This is a genomic window from Planococcus sp. BI3 (genome assembly GCF_056680115.1).
On sequence record NZ_CM155266.1, the window covers coordinates 1,358,324 to 1,379,200 of the forward strand.

Annotated in this window: 22 protein-coding genes and 1 riboswitch; of the genes, 3 read left to right on the plus strand and 19 right to left on the minus strand. The window is 45.7% G+C overall.

Features of this window, described 5'->3' with window-relative positions; translation table 11 throughout:
* Positions 1-3: 3 nt before the first annotated feature.
* The 17 genes from sufU to AC1MEO_RS06995 all read right to left on the minus strand — a co-directional run bounded on the left by sufU (position 4) and on the right by AC1MEO_RS06995 (position 16,724).
* Positions 4-444: a Fe-S cluster assembly sulfur transfer protein SufU gene (gene sufU, locus AC1MEO_RS06915; RefSeq protein ID WP_480335213.1), complete on the minus strand. Its 441-nt coding sequence runs from the start codon at positions 442-444 to the stop codon at positions 4-6.
* Complete coding sequence (locus tag AC1MEO_RS06920) at positions 434-1,663, minus strand: cysteine desulfurase (RefSeq protein ID WP_480335214.1); 1,230 nt, start codon at positions 1,661-1,663, stop codon at positions 434-436. The genes sufU and AC1MEO_RS06920 overlap by 11 nt, the downstream gene beginning before the upstream one ends.
* Positions 1,663-2,967, minus strand: coding sequence for a Fe-S cluster assembly protein SufD (gene sufD, locus AC1MEO_RS06925; protein ID WP_480335215.1), 1,305 nt, complete (start codon positions 2,965-2,967; stop codon positions 1,663-1,665). The genes AC1MEO_RS06920 and sufD overlap by 1 nt, the downstream gene beginning before the upstream one ends.
* An 18-nt stretch (positions 2,968-2,985) precedes the next feature.
* The gene (sufC, locus tag AC1MEO_RS06930) at positions 2,986-3,768 is read right to left on the minus strand and encodes a Fe-S cluster assembly ATPase SufC (RefSeq protein WP_480336044.1); all 783 of its coding nucleotides are present in this window, start codon (positions 3,766-3,768) and stop codon (positions 2,986-2,988) included.
* Positions 3,769-4,032: 264 nt separating this feature from the next.
* Entirely contained in the window at positions 4,033-4,188 is a 156-nt protein-coding gene (locus AC1MEO_RS06935; protein ID WP_480335216.1) for a YuzK family famiily protein, read from the minus strand.
* A 203-nt stretch (positions 4,189-4,391) separates the two neighbouring features.
* The gene (locus AC1MEO_RS06940) at positions 4,392-4,916 is read right to left on the minus strand and encodes a hypothetical protein (protein ID WP_480335218.1); all 525 of its coding nucleotides are present in this window, start codon (positions 4,914-4,916) and stop codon (positions 4,392-4,394) included.
* A 99-nt stretch (positions 4,917-5,015) separates the two neighbouring features.
* Positions 5,016-6,188: a dicarboxylate/amino acid:cation symporter gene (locus AC1MEO_RS06945; protein WP_480335219.1), complete on the minus strand. Its 1,173-nt coding sequence runs from the start codon at positions 6,186-6,188 to the stop codon at positions 5,016-5,018.
* A gap of 154 nt (positions 6,189-6,342) precedes the next feature.
* The gene (locus tag AC1MEO_RS06950) at positions 6,343-7,155 is read right to left on the minus strand and encodes a MetQ/NlpA family ABC transporter substrate-binding protein (protein ID WP_480335220.1); all 813 of its coding nucleotides are present in this window, start codon (positions 7,153-7,155) and stop codon (positions 6,343-6,345) included.
* Positions 7,156-7,205: 50 nt separating this feature from the next.
* Positions 7,206-7,874, minus strand: a complete 669-nt coding sequence (locus AC1MEO_RS06955; RefSeq protein WP_480335221.1) for a methionine ABC transporter permease — start codon at positions 7,872-7,874, stop codon at positions 7,206-7,208.
* Positions 7,867-8,892: a methionine ABC transporter ATP-binding protein gene (locus AC1MEO_RS06960; protein ID WP_480335222.1), complete on the minus strand. Its 1,026-nt coding sequence runs from the start codon at positions 8,890-8,892 to the stop codon at positions 7,867-7,869. Before AC1MEO_RS06960 ends, AC1MEO_RS06955 begins: the two co-directional genes overlap by 8 nt.
* 88 nt (positions 8,893-8,980) lie before the next feature.
* Positions 8,981-9,085: riboswitch (SAM riboswitch) on the minus strand.
* 108 nt (positions 9,086-9,193) lie between these two features.
* Positions 9,194-9,520, minus strand: coding sequence for a thioredoxin family protein (locus tag AC1MEO_RS06965; protein ID WP_480335223.1), 327 nt, complete (start codon positions 9,518-9,520; stop codon positions 9,194-9,196).
* A gap of 5 nt (positions 9,521-9,525) precedes the next feature.
* On the minus strand, positions 9,526-9,864 hold the full coding sequence (locus AC1MEO_RS06970) for a toprim domain-containing protein (RefSeq protein ID WP_480335224.1): 339 nt from the start codon (positions 9,862-9,864) through the stop codon (positions 9,526-9,528).
* 195 nt (positions 9,865-10,059) lie between these two features.
* Positions 10,060-10,440, minus strand: a complete 381-nt coding sequence (gcvH, locus tag AC1MEO_RS06975) for a glycine cleavage system protein GcvH (RefSeq protein WP_480335225.1) — start codon at positions 10,438-10,440, stop codon at positions 10,060-10,062.
* An 80-nt stretch (positions 10,441-10,520) separates the two neighbouring features.
* Complete coding sequence (locus tag AC1MEO_RS06980) at positions 10,521-10,874, minus strand: arsenate reductase family protein (RefSeq protein ID WP_480335227.1); 354 nt, start codon at positions 10,872-10,874, stop codon at positions 10,521-10,523.
* A gap of 108 nt (positions 10,875-10,982) precedes the next feature.
* Positions 10,983-12,764 (minus strand): acyl-CoA dehydrogenase family protein, encoded by a 1,782-nt coding sequence (locus AC1MEO_RS06985; RefSeq protein ID WP_480335229.1) that lies wholly within the window; start codon positions 12,762-12,764, stop codon positions 10,983-10,985.
* Positions 12,765-13,135: 371 nt separating this feature from the next.
* Positions 13,136-14,311: an acetyl-CoA C-acetyltransferase gene (locus tag AC1MEO_RS06990; RefSeq protein ID WP_480335231.1), complete on the minus strand. Its 1,176-nt coding sequence runs from the start codon at positions 14,309-14,311 to the stop codon at positions 13,136-13,138.
* A 28-nt stretch (positions 14,312-14,339) separates the two neighbouring features.
* Complete coding sequence (locus AC1MEO_RS06995; protein WP_480335233.1) at positions 14,340-16,724, minus strand: 3-hydroxyacyl-CoA dehydrogenase/enoyl-CoA hydratase family protein; 2,385 nt, start codon at positions 16,722-16,724, stop codon at positions 14,340-14,342.
* A 210-nt stretch (positions 16,725-16,934) separates the two neighbouring features.
* Here AC1MEO_RS06995 and AC1MEO_RS07000 point away from each other — a divergent pair, with 210 nt between their 5' ends.
* The 3 genes from AC1MEO_RS07000 (at position 16,935) to AC1MEO_RS07010 (ending at position 18,413) form a co-directional block, all read left to right on the plus strand.
* Positions 16,935-17,255: a thioredoxin family protein gene (locus AC1MEO_RS07000; protein WP_480335235.1), complete on the plus strand. Its 321-nt coding sequence runs from the start codon at positions 16,935-16,937 to the stop codon at positions 17,253-17,255.
* A 162-nt stretch (positions 17,256-17,417) separates the two neighbouring features.
* On the plus strand, positions 17,418-17,864 hold the full coding sequence (locus tag AC1MEO_RS07005; RefSeq protein ID WP_480335236.1) for an STAS domain-containing protein: 447 nt from the start codon (positions 17,418-17,420) through the stop codon (positions 17,862-17,864).
* Between the two features lie 33 nt (positions 17,865-17,897).
* On the plus strand, positions 17,898-18,413 hold the full coding sequence (locus AC1MEO_RS07010) for a C39 family peptidase (RefSeq protein WP_480335237.1): 516 nt from the start codon (positions 17,898-17,900) through the stop codon (positions 18,411-18,413).
* On the opposite strand, the gene AC1MEO_RS07015 is transcribed toward AC1MEO_RS07010, so the two are convergent.
* Together AC1MEO_RS07015 and AC1MEO_RS07020 are read right to left on the minus strand one after the other, a co-directional pair.
* Entirely contained in the window at positions 18,391-19,290 is a 900-nt protein-coding gene (locus AC1MEO_RS07015) for a 5'-3' exonuclease (RefSeq protein WP_480336046.1), read from the minus strand. The two genes, AC1MEO_RS07010 and AC1MEO_RS07015, sit on opposite strands and share 23 nt — an antisense overlap.
* A gap of 80 nt (positions 19,291-19,370) precedes the next feature.
* Positions 19,371-20,867 (minus strand): glycine betaine uptake BCCT transporter, encoded by a 1,497-nt coding sequence (locus AC1MEO_RS07020; protein ID WP_480335238.1) that lies wholly within the window; start codon positions 20,865-20,867, stop codon positions 19,371-19,373.
* Positions 20,868-20,877: the final 10 nt, after the last annotated feature.

A 20,877-nucleotide genomic window follows, 5' to 3' on the forward strand; every position in this document is an offset into this window, starting at 1 on the left:
GTGTTACGATTTTTCTTCGTTTTGAACGCCTTTTTCCATGGCTTTCCATGCTAAAGTCGCGCATTTGATACGCGCTGGAAACTGCGAGACACCTTGCAATGCTTCAATATCACCGAGATCAATCGAATCATCGTACTCTTTGCCAAGCATCATATCTGAAAAAATACCAGAAAGTTTTAATGCCGTATCAATTTCCTGTCCTTTGACAGCTTGCGTCATCATTGAAGCAGAAGCCATTGAAATCGAACATCCTTCACCGTCAAACTTCGCATCTTTGACGATGCCGTCTTCGACCTGTAAAGTCAACTGGATGCGATCTCCGCAGGTCGGATTGTTCATCTCGATATTGACGCTGTTTTCTTCAATTGTTCCTTTGTTGCGGGGTGTTTTATAATGGTCCATAATAACCCGTCGGTATAATTGGTCTAAATTATTAGAAGACATCGTTGAAATACTCCTTTGCCGAACGCAGACCTTCCACTAAGCGGTCCACATCCGATTCGCTATTGTATAAGTAGAAGCTCGCGCGTGCTGTAGCTGAAACTTCCAGCCATTTCATCAAAGGCTGAGCGCAATGATGGCCTGCGCGAACCGCAATGCCACTCATGTCCAGAACAGTTGCGACGTCATGCGGATGGACATCGTTCAAATTGAACGTAACGATACCAGCTCGCTGTTGCGGATCCGCCGGACCATAAATGTCCAATCCTTCAATTGTGCTCATTTTTTCCATTGCATAAGCAGCCATTTGATGTTCATGTTTTTCAATTTCATCCAAACCGATTTCATTCAGAAAATCAATGGCTGCGCCTAATCCTACTGCGCCTGCAATGATTGGTGTGCCGCCTTCAAATTTCCAGGGCAGCTCTTTCCATGTCGAATCATATAACCCGACGAAATCAATCATCTCTCCACCAAACTCCACCGGTTCCATGTCATTCAATAATTCCTTCTTGCCATATAGCACACCAATTCCAGTGGGACCACACATTTTGTGTCCGGAAAATGCAAAGAAATCACAATCAAGCTGCTGAACATCTATTTTCAGATGGGGCGCCGCCTGGGCACCATCAACAACCATAACCGCTCCATTTTCATGAGCGATCTGTGCAACTTCCTTGACCGGGTTCATCGTACCGAGAACGTTCGAGACATAAACCATTGAGACGATTTTTGTCCGCTCTGTCACGGCCGCACGAACTTGCTCCAAAGAAATCGTGCCGTCTTTTTCAAGTTCAACATATTTTAAAATGGCTCCACGTTCTTTCGCCAATTGCTGCCATGGAATAATATTGGAATGATGCTCCATATAGGTGATGACAATTTCATCGCCTTCATCTACATTGGCTCTGCCATAGCTTTGCGCAATGAGATTGATGGCAGTGGTCGTTCCCCGCAGGAAAATAATTTCTTCCATTGAATTGGCGTTGATGAATTTACGGACTTTTTCACGCGCGCCTTCGTACTTTTCAGTTGCACGGTTACCGAGCGTATGGACGCCTCGGTGCACGTTGGCATTATCCTGTTCATAATAATCCTTTAATGCCTCAATGACTTGAACCGGCTTTTGAGAAGTGGCGGCACTGTCCAGATAAATCAGTGGGTGACCATTTATTTCTTGGTTGAGTATCGGAAAATAGCTTTTTATCTCTTGGTTGATCATCAGCGGACTTTCCTTTCGATAACCTCCGTCAATTGCTTTTTAACGCCTTCGATTGGCAATACGCGAACAACCGGTGCCAAGAAACCGTGAATAACAAGACGTTCAGCTTCTTGTTTTGTGATACCGCGGCTCATCAAGTAATACAATTGAAGTGGATCTACACGGCCGACGGATGCGGCATGTCCTGCCGTTACATCATCTTCATCAATCAAAAGAATCGGATTTGCGTCTCCGCGAGCTTTGTCACTTAACATCAAGACACGCGATTCCTGCACTGCGTTTGATCTGGTTGCACCGTATTCGATTTTGCCGATGCCGTTGAAGATAGCTGAGGCAGAATCTTTCATCACACCGTGTGTCAAGATGAAACCTTCGGAATCTTTGCCCCAATGGACAACTTGCGTCGTGAAGTTTTGTTTTTGCGATCCACGTCCAACTACAACACTTTTCGTATCGCCATAAGAATTATCGCCGATCAGATTCGTCGTATTTTCGGAAATCGTGTTGCTGTCGTTCATCATTCCAAGTGCCCACTCGATACGTGCATCGCGAGCCACTACGCCGCGTCGGTTGACATACGTAATGAAACCTTCTGCCAATGTATCCACTGCGCCGTAAGTAATTTGTGCATTATCTTCAGCAAAAACTTCTGAAACGATATTTGCCAATCCATTTGCGTGCGGCACGGTGGAGTAGTAGTTCTCCACATATGTCACTTTACTGCTGGTATCGGCAACCACGATAACGTGGTTGAATAATGAAGCTTCAGCGTCATCATGGTAAAAGACCACTTGTACCGGTTCTTCCACAACGACATTTTTTGGAACATACAAGAAAGCTCCGCCGTTCATCAATGCGGCATTCAACGCTGTCAATTTATGCTCATCTGTTTTCACGCCGTTAGTCATGAAGTATTTCTTGACCAAATCGCCGTGTTCACGAAGAGCTGTAAAAATATCCGTCAAAATAACGCCTTGAGCTGCAAGTTCTTCAGAAATACGTGAAAATGCAGGCGTGTTATTGTGTTGGATATAAAGGTTTTTCTGCTCTAAATCAACGATAGCCTTAACATCTTCCGTTAAATCTTCAAGGGAATCAAATGTCGGGCTTTGTACTGTATGCACTGGGAAATCAGTAAAGTTCCAGCTGAGAATTTTTGTTTTATCTGGTTTTGGCAGCGGCAAGCTTTGCGCTTCACCAAACGAACGTAGACGAAGCTCAGTAAACCATGAAGGTTCACCATTCATTTCTGAAAAGGAGCGCACGTCCTGCTCGGTCATTTTTAAATTTGTTTCAACCGTCATGCTAGTCTCTCCCTTCAATTATGCTTGTCCTACAGTCTCGTCTTCAATGCCAAGTTCAACTTTGATCCAGTCATAGCCTTCTGATTCCAATTTAACAGACAGTTCTTCCCCACCCGATTTAACAATGCGTCCCTGCATCATTACATGAACATGGTCAGGTGTGATGTAGTTCAGTAAACGCTGGTAGTGAGTGATGATCAGGCAACCGAAGTTTTCGCTTCTCATTTGGTTGATGCCTTCTGAAACGACTTTCAATGCATCGATATCCAATCCGGAGTCAATTTCATCCAGAATCGCGATTTTCGGTTGGATCATCATCAATTGAAGAATTTCATTGCGTTTCTTTTCTCCGCCTGAGAAACCTTCGTTCAAATAACGCTGTGCCATTTCCTGCTCCATATCAAGCACTTCCATCTTGTTGTCCAATTCACGGATGAATTTCATCAATGAAATCTCATCGCCTTCTTCGCGACGTGCGTTCATTGCAGAGCGCATAAAGTCAGCATTAGTTACTCCAGTAATTTCACTTGGATATTGCATGCCAAGGAAAAGTCCTGCGCGTGCGCGTTCATCAACTTCCATCTCCAGAACGTCTTCGCCGTCCAAAGTGATAGAACCTTGTGTAACTTCGTATTTAGGATGACCCATGATTGCTGATGCTAGCGTTGATTTACCAGTACCGTTGGGCCCCATGATTGCGTGAATTTCACCTGTATTAATTGTTAAGTCTACACCTTTTAAAATCTCTTTGTCTTCGATTTTAACGTGTAAATCTTTAATGACCAAAGTTGACATGTAAATACCTCCATAAAGTTAATGTTGAATGGCGAACCATCCTTAATTAGTATCATTCTAATCTTAACTCATATTCACTTTACTAGCAAATCATTAAACTACCTAAAATGCTGGAGTAAAACATTTTAAAATACTGGTTTCCTTAGTATTTTGCAAAAGCGCTACATGATAACTGTCATGCTTCGTTGTTTTCAATAATAGACTCCTAATTGAGAAATTATATCAATAAAAAACCAGCATCCGAGGATGCTGGTTTCGTTTCCATATATTTTAGTCACGATGTACCTGCCGTTCGATTTGGCTGGCTACTTTTTGGCCTAGCTGATAATCCTGTTCACGGCGCCGTTCCACTTCGATTATTTTATCTGGATCATTTTGATATTCATCAATCCCGAAACCATGTGCACTTCTGAATGCTTGTTCCAATTTCTCCGTCTTTTCAATTCCGTTCGATTCGATATTGAACCATTCCTTTCAAATTTTTGGGATTTGATATTACCTTTGTTATTATACCCTACGGAAAAGCAAATAAACATAGGAATAGTCCAACTAGTCTGAAAATAGAACTATTGTCGTATACACTCCCTATAAAAAAGCCCCTGACCAGAAATTGTCAGGGGCTTCATACTTTATTGTGAAACTTCGTTATAGATGCTGGAAGCGGCTAAATCCTGCTCCATAAGCAACTCATTCAATTGAACATCCGCTTCGTTGAATTTTTCATCAGCTGCTTCAAATGATGCATCTTTCGCCAATTCTTCAGCTTTTAGGCTATAGGACTCACCAATAGCAGCGAATGCTGTTTCGATCTGTTCTTTCTGGTTTTCCAATACTTCTGGAATTTCCAGCGCATCAACAGCTTCTCTTGCTTCGTTAGCGGAAGTGATTGCTGCATCTTTCATCGCCTGCAATTCTTCGCCTTCGGGCAATGTGCCTTCTGCCTGGCTCATTTCAAATGTGTTCAATTCTGTATCGACAGCATTGATGGCATTTGGAATGGACATATAAAATTTCATCAATTCTCTTTTTACTTCTTTACTGTCTTCAGAACCTTCGGCAGCAGTAGCCGTTTCTGCTGGCTCAGCTGATTCCTCTGCTCCGCAGGCAGTCAATAAAACTGCCGCTGATAACCCGATTGCCCATAATTTTTTCATGATGTTTCCCCCCATTGTGTAATATCTTCGCTATAATAGCACAAAAATTACCAATGGAATAGACCTTTAGAAATAGCCATAATTGGTCGAATCGATTGACTATTCTAAACTTTTACGACCGTTTGTGAAACGGTCGACAATATGCGCCAATGCACCGTCGCCTGTGACATTCGCTGCTGTACCAAAGCTGTCCTGTGCCATGTAAAGTGCAATCATCAAAGCGACCATTGTCGGATCGAATCCCAACATGACTTCAAGCAAACCGATCGCTGCCATGACAGCCCCGCCTGGCACTCCCGGTGCTGCGATCATCGTAATGCCCAGCATCAAAATGAATGGGAAGAAACTTCCGAAGGTCGGCATGCCTCCTGTCAGCAAGACAACACCGATCGCACAAGATACCAAAGTGATGGTGCTGCCTGATAGGTGGATGGTCGCAAACAAAGGAACTGTAAAGTCAGCCACCCGTTCATTGGCGCCGGATTTACGCGCCTGCCGCAACGTGACTGGAATGGTTGCTGCAGAAGACTGAGTTCCCAATGCCGTGAAATATGCCGGCATCATTGTTTTCAGGATTGAGAATGGATTTCTTCCCTTTAACGCCCCTGCTGCAGAATATTGCAGTAAAAGCATAGTCCAGTGAAGGATGATGATCATCACAAAGACGATGGCAAATAATGATAAGATTTCAAATACCGCTCCGCCATATGCCATATTGGCAAAAATACCAAAGATATGAAATGGCAAAAGAGGAATGATGATATAAGAAATTGTTTTTTCGATAATCGCCTGAAATTCATCAAAAAACGACAACATGGTCTTGCTGCCTGTTGATGCCATCCCGATACCCAACAGAAAAGCCAGGATTAAAGCTGACATTACGCCAAAAACAGGTGGAAATTCAAGTGCAATGAAACTGGCTGCCAAAGCAGTTTCCGGATCTTCCATGCTGCTCAAAGATCCTCCCTGCATAAAATTAGGCAAAACCGTTGTTGCAACGAAGAACGCTAAAACCCCGGCTGTAACGGTAGAGGCGTAGGCAACTCCGGTAGCCATGCCCAATAGTTTTCCGGAGCCTTTTCCTAATTTCGCGATTCCTGGCGCAATAAATCCAAGAATGATCAGCGGCACGACAAAGTTTAAAAAGTTGCCGAAAATTGATGTAAAGGTTGCAAATACACGCACCACATCTTCTGGAGCCACCAAGCCAATAAGCACCCCTAAAATAATTGCGACGACAATCCGCGGCAATAAACCAAAATTGAATTTCATGAATGTGTCCCCCTCATATGAACAAATGCTTCTTTTATATTATCCAAAGTAGCACAGACCTTCATCAAATGTAAGGTATACAAAAAAACGCGAAATATTTTATTTATTTGGACAAAATAAAAAAGCACCCAAAAGGATGCTTTTTTTTTTTGCGTCAGTCTACTGGTACTACTGAACCGCCCCACTCTTCCAAGATGAAATCCTGGATTTCCTGAGATTTCAACACTTCCACCAATGCTGTAATGTTTTCATTTTCTTCATCACCAGCACGTACGGCAATAATGTTTACATACGGTGAATCTGAAGACTCAAGTGCAATCGAATCTTCCAATGGGCTGATGCCTGCATCAATTGCGTAGTTCGAGTTGATCAGAACCGCATCGCCTTCTCCTGCTTCATACATCTGAACCAGCAAGGCTGCTTCATAATCAGCATCAAACTGGAGATCTTTCGGATTTTCTACAACATCGCTCACTTCAGCAGCCGTCTTATCGACGCCTTCTGCCAATGTGATCAGGCCTTCAGCTTCAAGCAAAGATAAAATACGGCCGTGGTCTGCTACCGAGTTGCTCATCAGGATGGTTCCGCCTTCTGGAAGTTCATCAAGAGAAGCGTAATCCTGTGAATAAACACCGATCGGTTCGATGTGGATGCCGCCAGCGTTTTCAAATTCATAGCCATGATCTGCTACTTGTGATGCTAAATAAGGAACGTGTTGGAAGTAGTTAGCGTCGATTTCACCAGACTCTAAATCTTCATTCGGCAGGATGTAATCCTGATAAGTTTCGATTTCAAGTGTAATGCCCTGTTCTTCAAGCAATGGCTTTGCCTGCTCTAAAATTTCAGCGTGCGGCACATTGGAAGCCCCTACGCGCAAAGTCTGAGACTCTTCTTCACTAGCCCCGCCATTGCCGCATCCTGCAAGTACCAAAGCCGTTAATGCTGTTCCTGCTACAAATTTCTTCATGTTCAATCTCTCCCTTATGATGTGTTTTATATAGTACGGAAAATCCGCTATTACCGTTTGTCTGCTTTTGTGGTGACTATATCCCCGATATATTGAATGATAAAGACGATGATCAAGATCAAGATCGTCGCCATCAATGTAACGTCTTCACGGCTGCGTTGAAAGCCGTCCAGGAAAGCCAATGTCCCAAGGCCGCCAGCGCCTATGATGCCGGCCATGGCCGTATAGCCGACGAGTGCAATGGCTGTCACCGTGATACCGGAAATCAACGCCGGTTTCGATTCAGGCAACAGCACCTTCCAGATGATAGTGCCGGTCGTCGCGCCCATCGACCGAGCTGCTTCAAGGACGCCTTTGTCGATTTCCTTCAATGCAATGAGAACCATCCGTGCGTAAAATGGAGCCGAGCCGATGATCAATGCCGGCAATGCCGCGTTAGGACCCCGGATCGAGCCCATCAGGAATAGAGTAAACGGGATCAAAAGAATGATCAGGATAATAAAAGGAATCGAACGGAAAATATTGACGAATGCTCCTGTCAGCCAATTGACCACTTTGTTGGCCCATAATTGTTTCGGTGCCGTCAAAAACAACAGGATGCCGAGGGCTAATCCGATAACGAACGTAAATACTGTTGATAATGCCGTCATATAGAGTGTTTCAAGTGTGGCTTCCCACATATTGTCCCAGTCTACATTCGGGAATAAAGAATCAATCATTGTGCATCACCTCCGCTTGAACATCTTCTAAACGAAGAAATGCCAGTGCTTCTTCGATTTCTCCAGGAGAACCTTTCAACTGGAGAATCAATGTTCCATAGGCCCCCCGTTGGGTATGTGATATATTCCCTTGGACAATATTGACCTCCACAGCATGGCTGCGGATCAATTTCGTCAGGATTGGCTGTTCGGTTTGCTCACCAACAAAAATCAACTTCACCAATTCGCCTGTCGGATATAACTCCCGAAGATTTTTGATGGTTTCCTGCGAATCACCACTGGCGGTCACCTGTGCGACAAAACGTTTAGTGATCTCCTCTTTTGGCGATTGGAAAACCTCCAGGACATCACCCAGTTCAACGACCCGCCCGCCTTCCATGACGGCCACACGGTGGCAAATCTTTCGAATGACGTGCATTTCATGCGTGATCAAGACAATCGTCAATCCCAATCGCTTGTTGATATCCACCAGCAGATCCAAAATGGCGTCTGTAGTTTCCGGATCAAGAGCTGATGTCGCTTCATCGCATAACAGCACTTCCGGATCGTTTGCCAGCGCCCGGGCGATGCCGACACGTTGTTTCTGCCCTCCTGAAAGCTCGGATGGATAAGCATGTTCACGGCCGGTCAAGCCGACCAGTTCAATCAGTTCCTGAACCCGTTTACCGCGCTGTTGTTTCGACACGCCGGCAATTTCAAGCGGAAATTCGATATTTTCTGTGACTGTACGGGACCACAGCAGGTTGAAATGCTGGAATATCATGCTGACCTTTTGACGGGCCTTCCGCAATTCTGCGCCTTTAATGGACGTAATCACCTTGCCATTAATTTCTACCGTACCTGAAGTCGGCTTTTCCAACCCATTCAACAAACGGATCAATGTGCTTTTACCGGCTCCACTATATCCGATGATGCCGAATATTTCTCCATCGGCAATGGATAAATCAACCTGGTCAACAGCTGTAAGAACTGCTTTCCCTGTATCGAATATTTTTGTCACTTTCTTTAACTCAATCATTCTCTGAACACCCCTGAATCCTAAAAATAAAAAGCCCTTCCGCGCATAACTGAGCAGAAGGGCAAACGTATATTATACGGAAACCAATCTCTCATCTTCCAAAGCTTTCGCTTCGTGTGATTTGGCACCATTTCATTTTCATGACGGTTGCCGGGCTTCATAGGGCACTTCCCTCCACCACTCTTAATAAGAGTTTCGATATGAAATTAATTGAAAGCATAAGAAAGTTTGAACTTATAGGTCAATTCCAAGGCTTACTCCAATTAAATGGTGCTTGTTCTTTTCTTATCAGAAATTTAATTTACCACGACCGGCTATATTCGTCAACAGATTTCAACTTGCCATATAAATAAGGCACCGATTTGAAGGCATAAATTTTTTCTTTTAGTTTGCCATCCTCCGTAATCAACAGACACGGCACACTCTCCACTTCATACAGGCCGGCGATTTCCTGGACGTAATTCAAGTTTGCTTTGCCGATTTGAAGATCCGGCAACAGCTCTGTAACGACAGACAACATTTTGGATGCCACCTGACAGGTCCCACACATAGGCGTGTACAAATAAAAGGCCGTGATGTGTTTGGTATTCTTTTCTTTGGTCCATTCTTTATGAGTCCATTCCTTCATCTTCTTCATCCCTCTATCAATAGCTTATTGACCTGGACATTCGCAGCGATCAGCACATCCATCAGAATGCGGAGCGGTGTTTTTGCGACTTCCTTATAGCTCCGGTTGACATAGAAATGCCGGGCTTCGGGGAACTCGCGTTTGACCAGCTTCCGCAATTTTTCTCCTGAAGGGTCTGCATCCACTAATATGATGATGTCCTGGCCTTCGTATGGCAGCAATAATTCTTCAAGTCGCGATGCACTTACTGTACCATTTGTGCAAAGAATCGTCACGGGTTCTGCAATGAGCGGTGCAATCCTCGACTTGTCGCTGATCCCTTCCACCACAATCACCTTTCCCATAAACACTCACCCCATCGAAAATAGTATAAGAAAAGATGTCATCTATTACAAGCCGGACAAATGCCCTTTCTAGTTTTGTATTCCACAAGATGGTCCTGCAAAAACACGTTTCTGCAAGTCAATGGCTGCGCTTCTTTCAAGCTGAAACGTGCACCTATAAAAAAAAAGCGCCAACATGCAGGCGCTTTCCGAAGTTTACTCGTTGATCATTTCTTTGTATTGGTCTGCCGTCATCAATGCACTGACTTCTTCTTCAGAAGGAGCTTCGATAACCACCATCCAAGCCTGCTCGTAAGGTGACTCGTTGACGAATTCCGGGCTGTCTTCAAGCTCAGAATTGACTTCAACTACTTTTCCGCTGATTGGCGCATACAATTCCGAAACCGTCTTAACGGATTCAACGCTGCCAAAAGGTTGATCTTTTTTCAGTTCGTCTCCAACCTGTGGAAGTTCGACGAAAACGATATCCCCCAATTCAGCCTGTGCGAAATGAGTAATTCCGATACGCGCATTGCCCTCTTCGATCTTGACCCATTCATGTTCTTTTGAATAACGAAGTTCTGCTGGTGTGCTCATCTTGACCCCTCCAAATTATGTAGTCTATTCAAATTCAGTTTGACATAAACAGCTGCGAAATACAAGATGACGCCGATTTCTTACAGCCAGCTGTTTTGATAATCCGCTTCTTTAAAACCGAGCGTCACCGTTTTGCCGTCCCACGCCAGAGGCCGTTTGATCAGCATGCCATCTGAAGCCAAAAGCTCCAATTGCTGTTCTTCCGTCATGTTCGACAGCTTCTCTTTTAATCCAAGTGAACGGTAAACAAGACCGCTCGTATTGAAGAACTTCTTCAATTCCAAACCACTCGCCCCATAGATTTCAGCTAATTGTTCTTTTGTCGGCGGGTTTTCTGCAATATGTATTTCATTATATTCCACGTTATTTTTGTCGAGCCAGCTTTTTGCTTTCCGGCATGTTGTACATTTCGGGTATCCATAATAAGTAATCACGTTTCTGCCTCCTTTTTTTCTAAGCTTACCAAAAAGAAAGCTTCTGGTCGACGAATAAAAAAACAGGCAAACCCGGTAGACCTGGGCTTGCCTGTTTTCCATTATCCATTAAACGATGTATTTTTCGACATCGATCAGCTTGACAGCCGCTTCGCGTTTTTTCGCAATCACGTTGTAAGGTGTTGAACGAGTCAGTTTGCGCAATGCTGAAAGCATCATGCGCTGGTTGTCGCCTTCGATGGCAGCGATCAATGTTTCTTTCGCATCCTTTTCGATTTGATCGAATGCTTCCTGGCAATAAATCTGCGTATATAGAAGTTTTTGCTTGGCTTTTTCTTCACCTGACGCAGCAATTGCTTTTTCTGTACGCAAGACTACTGATTCCATTGCAAAGACGTTGCTGACGATGTCCGCGATGTTGACAAGTACTTCCTGCTCCGCTTCCAGTTTCGTGCCGTAAGTCTGAGCTGCAAGGCCAGTTGCAAGCAATGCGATTTTCTTCGCATTCTTCACCAGGTATTTCTCCTGAGCCAACGCTTCTGTCCCCACTTCTTCAGGCATCATCATCAACAATTCTTCCTGAAGCTTCTGTGCATGCTGCAATAAAGGCAACTCGCCTTTCATTGCTTTGCGCAATAGCGTTCCTGGTACAAGCAAGCGGTTGATTTCGTTGGTTCCTTCGAAAATACGGTTGATGCGTGAATCGCGGTAGATGCGCTCGATTTCGTATTCCTGCATAAAGCCATAGCCGCCATGCAATTGCACGCCTTCGTCCACAATATAATCCAATGTTTCCGTACCGAAGAATTTATTGAGTGAACATTCCACTGCAAATTCAGCGATAGAGTCAGCCACCAATTTGCCGTCTGCCTGCTGCTCATCCGTAAATCCGCTCATGCGGTCTTCGAACAATCCAACAGTACGGTAAACCGAACTTTCAACTGCATATAATTTAGACGCCATCGTCGCCAACTTCTCACGCGTCAAGTTGAATGAAGAAATCGGTGTCTTGAACTGCTGGCGCTGATTTGTATAAGGGATCGTCAATTCCATGGCACGTTTCGATGCGCCGATTGTGCCTACTCCCAATTTGTAGCGGCCAATGTTCAGGATATTAAACGCGATGATATGTCCGCGCCCCGCTTCGCCTAATAAGTTTTCAACAGGCACTTCAGCATCCTGCAGGATCAATGTCCGTGTAGAAGAAGATTTGATGCCCATTTTCTTTTCTTCCGGCCCTACAGAAACACCCGGAAATTCGCGTTCTACGATAAAGGCAGAGAATTTGTCTCCGTCAATTTTCGCATAGACTACGAAGACATCCGCAAATCCAGCATTGGTGATCCATTGCTTTTCACCGTTCAAGACATAATGCGTGCCTGCTTCGTTCAGTTTGGCAACGGTCTTCGCACCTAGTGCATCCGATCCTGAGCTCGGCTCAGTCAATGCGTATGCGGCAATCATTTCACCTGATGCCAATCTTGGCAGGTAGCTTTGCTTTTGTTCTTCATTGCCGAAAAGGACGATCGGCAATGAACCAATGCCGACATGCGCTCCGTGAGTGATTGAGAAGCCGCCCGCTTTCGACATTTTTTCAGCGATCAACGCAGAAGCGATTTTGTCCAAGCCAAGGCCACCGTATTGTTCCGGTACGTCAGCGCCAAGAAGACCCAGTTCTCCAGCTGTTTTCAACAGACGGACGGAATGTTCGAATTCGTGGTTTTCCAACTTTTCAACAACTGGCATTACTTCTGTATTGACGTAATCCTCAGTGGTCTTTGCAATCATTTTTTGCTCTTCCGTAAAGTCTTCCGGTGTGAACACACGTGACAGATCCGCATCTTCGATTAAGAAACTTCCGCCTTTGATCAATGTTTTTGATTGTTCCATTTTGTATTCCTCCTATTTTGTAATTGCTTATTATGTTTCATTTTGAAGAAATCGCTCCAGGCGGACGCTTTCCGCGGGCGAAGCGCTGAGCCTCCTCGGGCTTACGCCCTGTGGGGTCTCATCACTCCGCTTTCCCGCAGGAGTCGCCGCCTTCCGCTCTTTCTTCTATGACTCTAGACTTTCTTATAAATAAAGAAATTTTTCTTCTTAATTAACTATTGGGATATGGAGCAAATCAGCGGAGACTCCCGCGGGATAGCGACGTGCCGAAATCCACTCGGGCGTTTAGCCCGAGTTAGTTCGGCGCAAGCCCGTAGGAAAGCGGAGCTGATTTGCGGAATATCCATACAAAATATTTATCAAATTCAGTTCTACAGCATTTCAAAGACGCCTGCTGCGCCCATTCCTCCACCGATGCACATTGTGACGACGCCGAACTGCTTGCCTTGGCGCTTTAGTTCACTCATCATGCGGATTGTCAGGATCGAACCTGTCGCACCCAGCGGATGGCCCAGTGCAATGGCTCCTCCGTTGAAGTTGACTTTGTCGATGTCCAGGCCAAGCTCACGGATAACGCCGAGTGACTGGGAAGCGAATGCTTCATTCAGTTCCCATACGTCAATGTCATCAATCGTCAGTCCCGCTAATTTCAAAGCTTTTGGAATAGCGACGACAGGCCCGATGCCCATGACTTCCGGCGGTACGCCGCCTGTAGCGAATGAACGGAATTTCGCAATCGGTTTTAGTCCGAGGGATTCCGCTTTTTCACGGTCCATCACCAGCAATGCGCCGGCGCCGTCGGAAGTTTGTGATGAATTTCCGGCGGTGACCGTTCCGCGTGCTGAGAAGGCTGAACGCAATTTGTTCAAGGTCTGGATGCTGGTTCCGTGGCGGACGCCTTCATCCATTTCAAACATAGAGGGTTTTTCCTGGTATTTATTATTTTCATCTACATAGCGTTTGATCACTTCGACTGGAATAATTTCCTCATCGAAGTTTCCAGCTGCAATGGCTGCTGCTGCTTTTTCATGCGAGCGGACAGAAAATGCATCCTGGTCTTCACGGCTGATGCCGTATTGTGTAGCTACCTGTTCTGCGGTATGCCCCATGCTCATATAATATTGAGGTGCTGTTTCGGCCAATTTCGCATTCGGTCGGATGACGTTGCCCATCATCGGCACCATACTCATCGATTCTACACCGCCAGCGATGATTGCTTCGGCTGATCCGACCATAATGCGTTCTGCTGCATAAGCGATCGACTGAAGGCCTGACGAACAGAAACGGTTGACGGTAACGGCTGATACGGTATCCGGCAATCCTGCAAGTGCTCCGATATTGCGGGCGATGTTCATGCCCTGCTCTGCTTCCGGCATGGCACAACCCATGATCAAATCATCTATCGGCCCGTCATATCCGCCAGCCCGCTGTAGCGCTTCCCTAACGACCAATGCGCCGAAATCATCCGGACGTACAGTCGCTAATGAACCTTTTCCCGCTTTTCCGACCGGTGTTCGAGCACTGGCCACGATTACTGCTTCACGCATGTGTAGTTCCTCCTTTTATAATCAACGATTAATTGCGTAATGGTTTTCCTTTTACCAGCATATGCTGCATGCGCTGCTGGGTTTTCGGTTCTGCCACAAGGCTTAAGAATGCCTGGCGTTCAAGGTCAAGCAGGTACTGCTCATCCACTTTCGTGCCATATGGAACTTTCCCGCCTGATAGGACAAATGCCAATTTTTTAGCGATTTTCAAATCATATTCAGTGATATAGCCGGAAATGAACATGCCTTCTGCACCCAATAATAAGGTTGCATAGCCTGGTTCACCGGTAACGGGTACTTTTCCGCGTAAAGGCGCCTGGTAGCCATTTTCATACAATGAAAGAGCGGCTTGTTTTGCATCGTAGATCAAGTGATCGCTGTTGACGCTGATGCCGTCCACGAAATTCAGGAAGTTGTTTTCACGTGCTTCTTCTGCTGAAGTGGAAACTTTCGCCATCGCAATCGATTCGAATACTTTGCTGGCGATGTTCTGGTAATCAACTGTTACGCCATTTGGCAGACCTTTCAATTGCTTCATATAAAGCTCTTTGTTTCCGCCGCCGCCAGGAATCAGCCCGACGCCTGCTTCCACTAGGCCCATATAGGTTTCCATTGAAGCCTGGATATGCGCTGCCGGAAGTGCCACTTCCGCACCGCCGCCAAGGGACATGCCAAATGGTGCTGCTACAACTGGTTTATTGCTATATTTGATCCTCATCATGGCATTCTGGAACGTTTTGATCGTGAAATCAAGTTCGAAAATATTGTCATCCTGTGCTTCCATCAGGATCATGCCAAGGTTTGCGCCGACGCAGAAGTTCTTGCCCTGGTTGCCGATGACAAGCCCTTTAAAGTTCTTCTCCACTTCGTCGACCGCGTAATTGATCATCTGCATGATATCCAAACCGATGGCATTCGAGCGTGAATGGAATTCCAGCAAGGCAATGCCGTCGCCCAAGTCGATCAGGCTTGCACCCGAGTTCGATTTGATGACGCCATGCTTTTTCTTATAGCGTTTCAAGTCGATGACTTTTTCATTGACCGGGACGGGCTGATAATTCGTGCCATCGAAGAAATGAAGATCCCCGTTTTCTTCTTTATAGAAGGTTTCGTTTCCGCTGTCCAGTAAAGACTGCACAAATGCCGGAACCGGATGCCCTTCCTGTTTCATTTTCTCGACTGATTTTTTGACGCCGATCGCATCCCAGGTTTCAAACGGCCCTTGTTCCCAGCCAAAGCCCCATTTCATGGCATTGTCGATAGCCACGATGTCGTCTGCAATTTCCCCGTTCAATTCGGCCGAATAGCGCAATGTCGGAGATAGGATGCTCCAAAGCAATTCGCCGGTGCGATCTTCTGCATAAACAAGCGTCTTCATTTTAGCTGCAAGGCCTTTTTGCTGCTTCGCAATTTCCTGTGAAGGCGTTTTCAATTTACCGGCTGTACGGTATTCAAATGTTTCCGGATCAAGCTCCAGAATCTCTTTGTCTTTTTTCAGGAAGAAGCCTTGCCCGGATTTAGCTCCAAGCCAGCCGTTCTCGACCATTTTAGCCATGAACTCAGGCGCTTCAAAGACCTTTTGTTCTTCGCCTGTAGTCTGGTCGTAGACATTCTTGGCAACATGCATGAAGGTATCAAGTCCAACAACATCCAAAGTCCGGAAAGTCGCTGATTTCGGACGCCCAATCAGTGGTCCCGTTACAGAGTCCACTTCTCCGATCGAATAGCCGCGTTCCATCATTTCACGCAATGTAACGAGCAAGCCGTATGTGCCGATCCGGTTAGCGATGAAGTTCGGCGTATCTTTAGCGATAACGACGCCTTTGCCTAAGCGGTCTTCTCCGAATGTTGTCATAAACTCCACTACTTCCGGAGCCGTTGTATTCGCAGGAATCACTTCCAGCAATTTCAGGTACCGCGGCGGGTTGAAAAAGTGAGTCCCCAGGAAATGCTTTCCGAAATCTTCTGAGCGGCCTTCCACCATCGCATTGATGCTGATGCCCGATGTATTTGAAGAAATGATGGTGCCTTCTTTTCTGACGCCATCGATCTTTTCGTATAAGGATTTTTTAACGTCAAGGTTTTCAACGATGACTTCAATGATCCAGTCGACATCATTTAGTTTTTCGAGGTCGTCTTCCAGATTTCCTGGCGTGATCAATTGAAGGTTCTTTTTAGCTGTTAATGGAGCCGGTTTCTGCTTGAGCAGTTTCTGTATAGAGCCGGTTGCAATACGATTGCGCACCGCCTTGTCTTCAAGAGCTAACCCTTTTGCCTGTTCTTCCTTCGATAATTCACGCGGAACAATATCAAGCAATAATACAGGGATTCCTATATTTGCAAGGTGCGCTGCAATTCCCGAACCCATAACACCTGAACCGAGTACAGCCGCTTTTCTAATTTGGTAAGCCACTAGCAAAACCCTCCTTGAATTTTTGAATGAATCCTCATTCATTTTTTAATTAAAAAAATAGAACGTTCTCTATGTCTCTTAGTGTAAGTTATATTCCGTTTTTTCGCAATATTTAATCGTTAAAAACTCCCAAAAATTTTCAGGAACAAATTCTTTGCGATTTTATAAAAGCCATGTAAACTGAAAGAGAACCTATAAGGAGGCAATACAATGAAATCACTTACTACGATGGAACAATTTAACGAAGTTATACAAGGCAACGAACCGGTAATCGTGAAATTCCAGGCTGGCTGGTGCCCTGATTGCACACGCATGGACATGTTCATCGATCCGATCATCGAAGAATTCAACAATTACCAGTGGTTTGATGTGAACCGCGATGAACTTCCGGATCTTGCTGAAAAATATGATGTCATGGGCATTCCAAGCCTATTGATCTTTAAAGACGGCGAAAAGGCGGCTCATTTACACAGTGCCAATGCCAAATCCCCTGAATCGGTTACAAAATTTTTGAATGATCAAAACGAGTAGGCTCACGCCTGCTCCTTTTTTTCGCTATAATATCGAAAGTATTGCCATTAGACTGCTTGTATGAAGTGAGTCCAAAATGGAAAAGCTGCTGAAGCGGTGCAAAAACGTACTCTTTCGTTCAAATTTAGTAGGGCTTACGAAAAAAACTGTGGAGGTATCGGAATGGATTCGCAACAGGAAATCAAAGAATTGAAAGAACAGCTGATCTTTTATGAAAAGCTGATTAAGAATATGTCGGTGCCTATCATTCCATCGATTGTGCCAAAGACCATTTTAGTGCCGATCGCCGGTTTTATTTTCACGGACCGTTTTGACATGATCCGTACCAAGGTCCTCCAGTATGCAGAAAAGCATCGGGAAACGGAACGCGTCATCTTTGACTTTACCGGTGTCACAACAGATGATTTTGCAGAATTCGACTACAACGGGCTGGGCAGTGAATTGAGCCAGTTAAACTCTGCGCTGGGTCTGATGGGTCTGCGCGCCATCTATGCAGGGTTCAATCCGCTGTTTGTCCGGGAAATTGTCCATGCCGGAATCCAGATGGAGCTGGAAGTCTATACAACTTTCAGAGTCGCCCTCGAGCAGCTGCTCACTGAAAAATCCTAATACAGCTTGCAGATCCTTTTGGAGGTGATTGCTGTGAAAAAACTGATTGCTTTTCGAGGTATGTCTCAGCATGACGAGGCAATCTCTGAAAAATACCGTTCTTCTGCCTGTGGCCCGGTGACGGCCGCTGCTATCCTGCGGCATCATGAAGGGCTGGATGTTGGTGTCGATCAGCTTTACCGGCTGCTTGGCTCCACCCCTATCGGCCTGTTCACCTGGAGGCTGCTGAGAAATTTCCATAAAGTCAGCGGTGCTCGCTATGAAGTCCAAAAGATCCGCAGCATCGAAGAAGTAAAAGAAGAATTGCTGGCTGGCAGGCCGCTTGCTATGAAGTTCGATCGTTATTTCACCTTCCAATGGTTTTCAAAACCGCTGTACAGCTACCACTGGGTTCCGCTGATCGGCTTTAAACAGGAAGCGGATGACCTGATCCTGTACATTCACGACAACGGACAAAAAAACCGCCCCAGCAAAATGCGGACGGTTTCTTATCTGGAAAATCATAAAGTGTTGAGCTTTGTGAAGATTAAGCCCATGGATCGGCCGTGACGGCTACATTCTTCTCAAGCTGTTTGGCAAGCAACAGCAATTGCTGGTCGCGGCATAATTGAATATGGTCGTTGGTATAGACAGGAACCATCAGTCTTTCCAACGGCATGTCCAACTGGATGTCACATTTGATGACAGCCAGTTTTTTTGATACCAAGAGCATTTCCTTGTGCTCCTCGATTTTCTTTTTCTGAGCTGGCTTTAATTCGTCAATGGCTTCAAGTACGCCATCCGTTGAACCGTAGTTCTGAATCAGCTGAAGCGCTGTTTTCGGACCGATGCCTTTGACTCCTGGATAGCCATCGCTCGGGTCGCCCATAAATGCTTTGACATCAGCAAATTGGTTAGGCTGGATGCCATACTCTTCGATGAAACGCGCTTCCGTATAGACATCGTAAATGTGGAAGCCTTTTTTCATGAATGCGATGTTGACCGAAGGCGTCAGCAGCTGCAGCATATCCTTATCCCCTGTGATGATGGTGAAGTCCACCTGGTCCTGCCACTGCTTGGTGAAAGAACCGATAAAATCATCCGCTTCGATTCCCTTCTCGCCATAATTCATCCAGCCAAGCTGTTCGGAGATCGATTGAGCCAGATCAAACTGGTGGACCATGTCCTCAGGCGGTGCCGGCCGGTTTGCCTTATAGCCGTCAAACAGATCCGTCCGGAACGTCCGTGACCCCATATCCCAGCATACCGCCATATGCGTCGGCTTCATCATCGTTTTGGCTGCCAGCACATGTCTGGCAAATCCCTGTACACCATTTGTTGCCAATCCTTCAGTCGTCCGGAAATATTGTCCGACGGCCGAAGTTGCGAAAAATGACCGGAACAGCAGCGCCATTCCATCCACTAATAATACATGCGGTTTTTCCATTTTCAAAAATCCTCCATCCTCTTGCTGACTGACTTCCATTATACCGTTTATCCAATGAAAAAACCGCCAAAGCGGCGGTTTTAACGTTTGCGTTTTATGGATTTGTATTCGAGATTCAATGCTTTATAGAAGGATGCCATCATCAGCAGCATGATGATCGAGAACGGGAATGCCGCAATGATCAGCACGGTCTGCAATGTGCCAAGCCCACCAGTAGATAATAAGATTACAGCGATTGACGATTGGGCGATTCCCCATGTCAGTTTCACTGAATTTTGCGGATACAACGAACCACCCGTTGTCTGCATGCCAAGAACAAATGTCGCGGAATCGGCAGACGTGACGAAGAATGTGGTAATCAGGAAAATCGCAATGACCGATAGCATAACGCCAAGCGGCAACTCATTGAACACGGCAAACAAAGTTTCCTCTGTCAACAAGCCTGTCAAATCGACTCCACTGTTCTGTACATCGATAGCTGTTGTACCAAAAGCTGCGAACCAAAGGAAGCTGATGAATGTCGGAATCATCAGGACGCCTAGTAGAAATTGGCGGATTGTCCGTCCTCTGGATACACGCGCAATGAAAATACCGACAAATGGAGCCCAAGAAATCCACCAAGCCCAATAGAAGATGGTCCAGCCATCAATCCAGGCACGGTTTTCTCCATCTACAGGACCTGCACGGAAACTCATCTCGACCAGGTTCTGGAAGTAGGTTCCGATTGTATCGGTGAACATGTTCATGATTAATAGGGTCGGTCCAAGGATAATAACCGCCAACAGCAAGACCACTGCCAGCACCATATTGGTATTGGAAAGATATTTGATGCCTTTGCTCAATCCAGACCAAGCGGAGATCATGAACAATACCGTGACGATTGCGATGATGATCAATTGAACGACAAAGCTGTCGCCCGGTATTCCGTCAACCAGGTAGGCAAGGCCGCCGTTGATTTGAATAGCGCCAAAACCTAGGGTGGTGGCGACACCAACAACTGTTGCAAAAACAGCGATGACGTCTACAAGCGTGCCCCATGGCCCTTTCATTTTATCTCCGAACAATGGCTTCAAAGTTGCGGAAATCAATCCCGGCTCCCCTTTTCTGAACTGGGCGTATGCAAGCGCCAATGCCACTACAGCATATATAGCCCACGCATGAATTCCCCAGTGGAAAAAGCTGAAGCGCATGGATTCGCGCATTGCTTCAGCGCTTCCAGGTTCGGCGGTTGCCGGATCGATCGCAAAATGCGACAGCGGTTCTGCCGCTCCCCAGAATACCAGGCCGATCCCCATTCCTGCTGAAAACAGCATGGCGATCCATGTGCCGAATGAAAACTCGGGTTTATCGTTATCTTTGCCCAATTTGATTTGCCCCATCGGACTGATGAGGAAAAACAGGCAGAATAGAACCATGACGGAAACAACCAATAAATAATACCATCCGAATGATGTGGTCAGGAATGATTCTATATTCCCTGTAACTTCTGCAAAATTATCAGGTGCAAATGCTCCGTAGCCAATGGCTAATAATACGAGTGCAAGAGCTATCCAAAAAACATTGGTTACTTTTTTCATATAGTGTCCT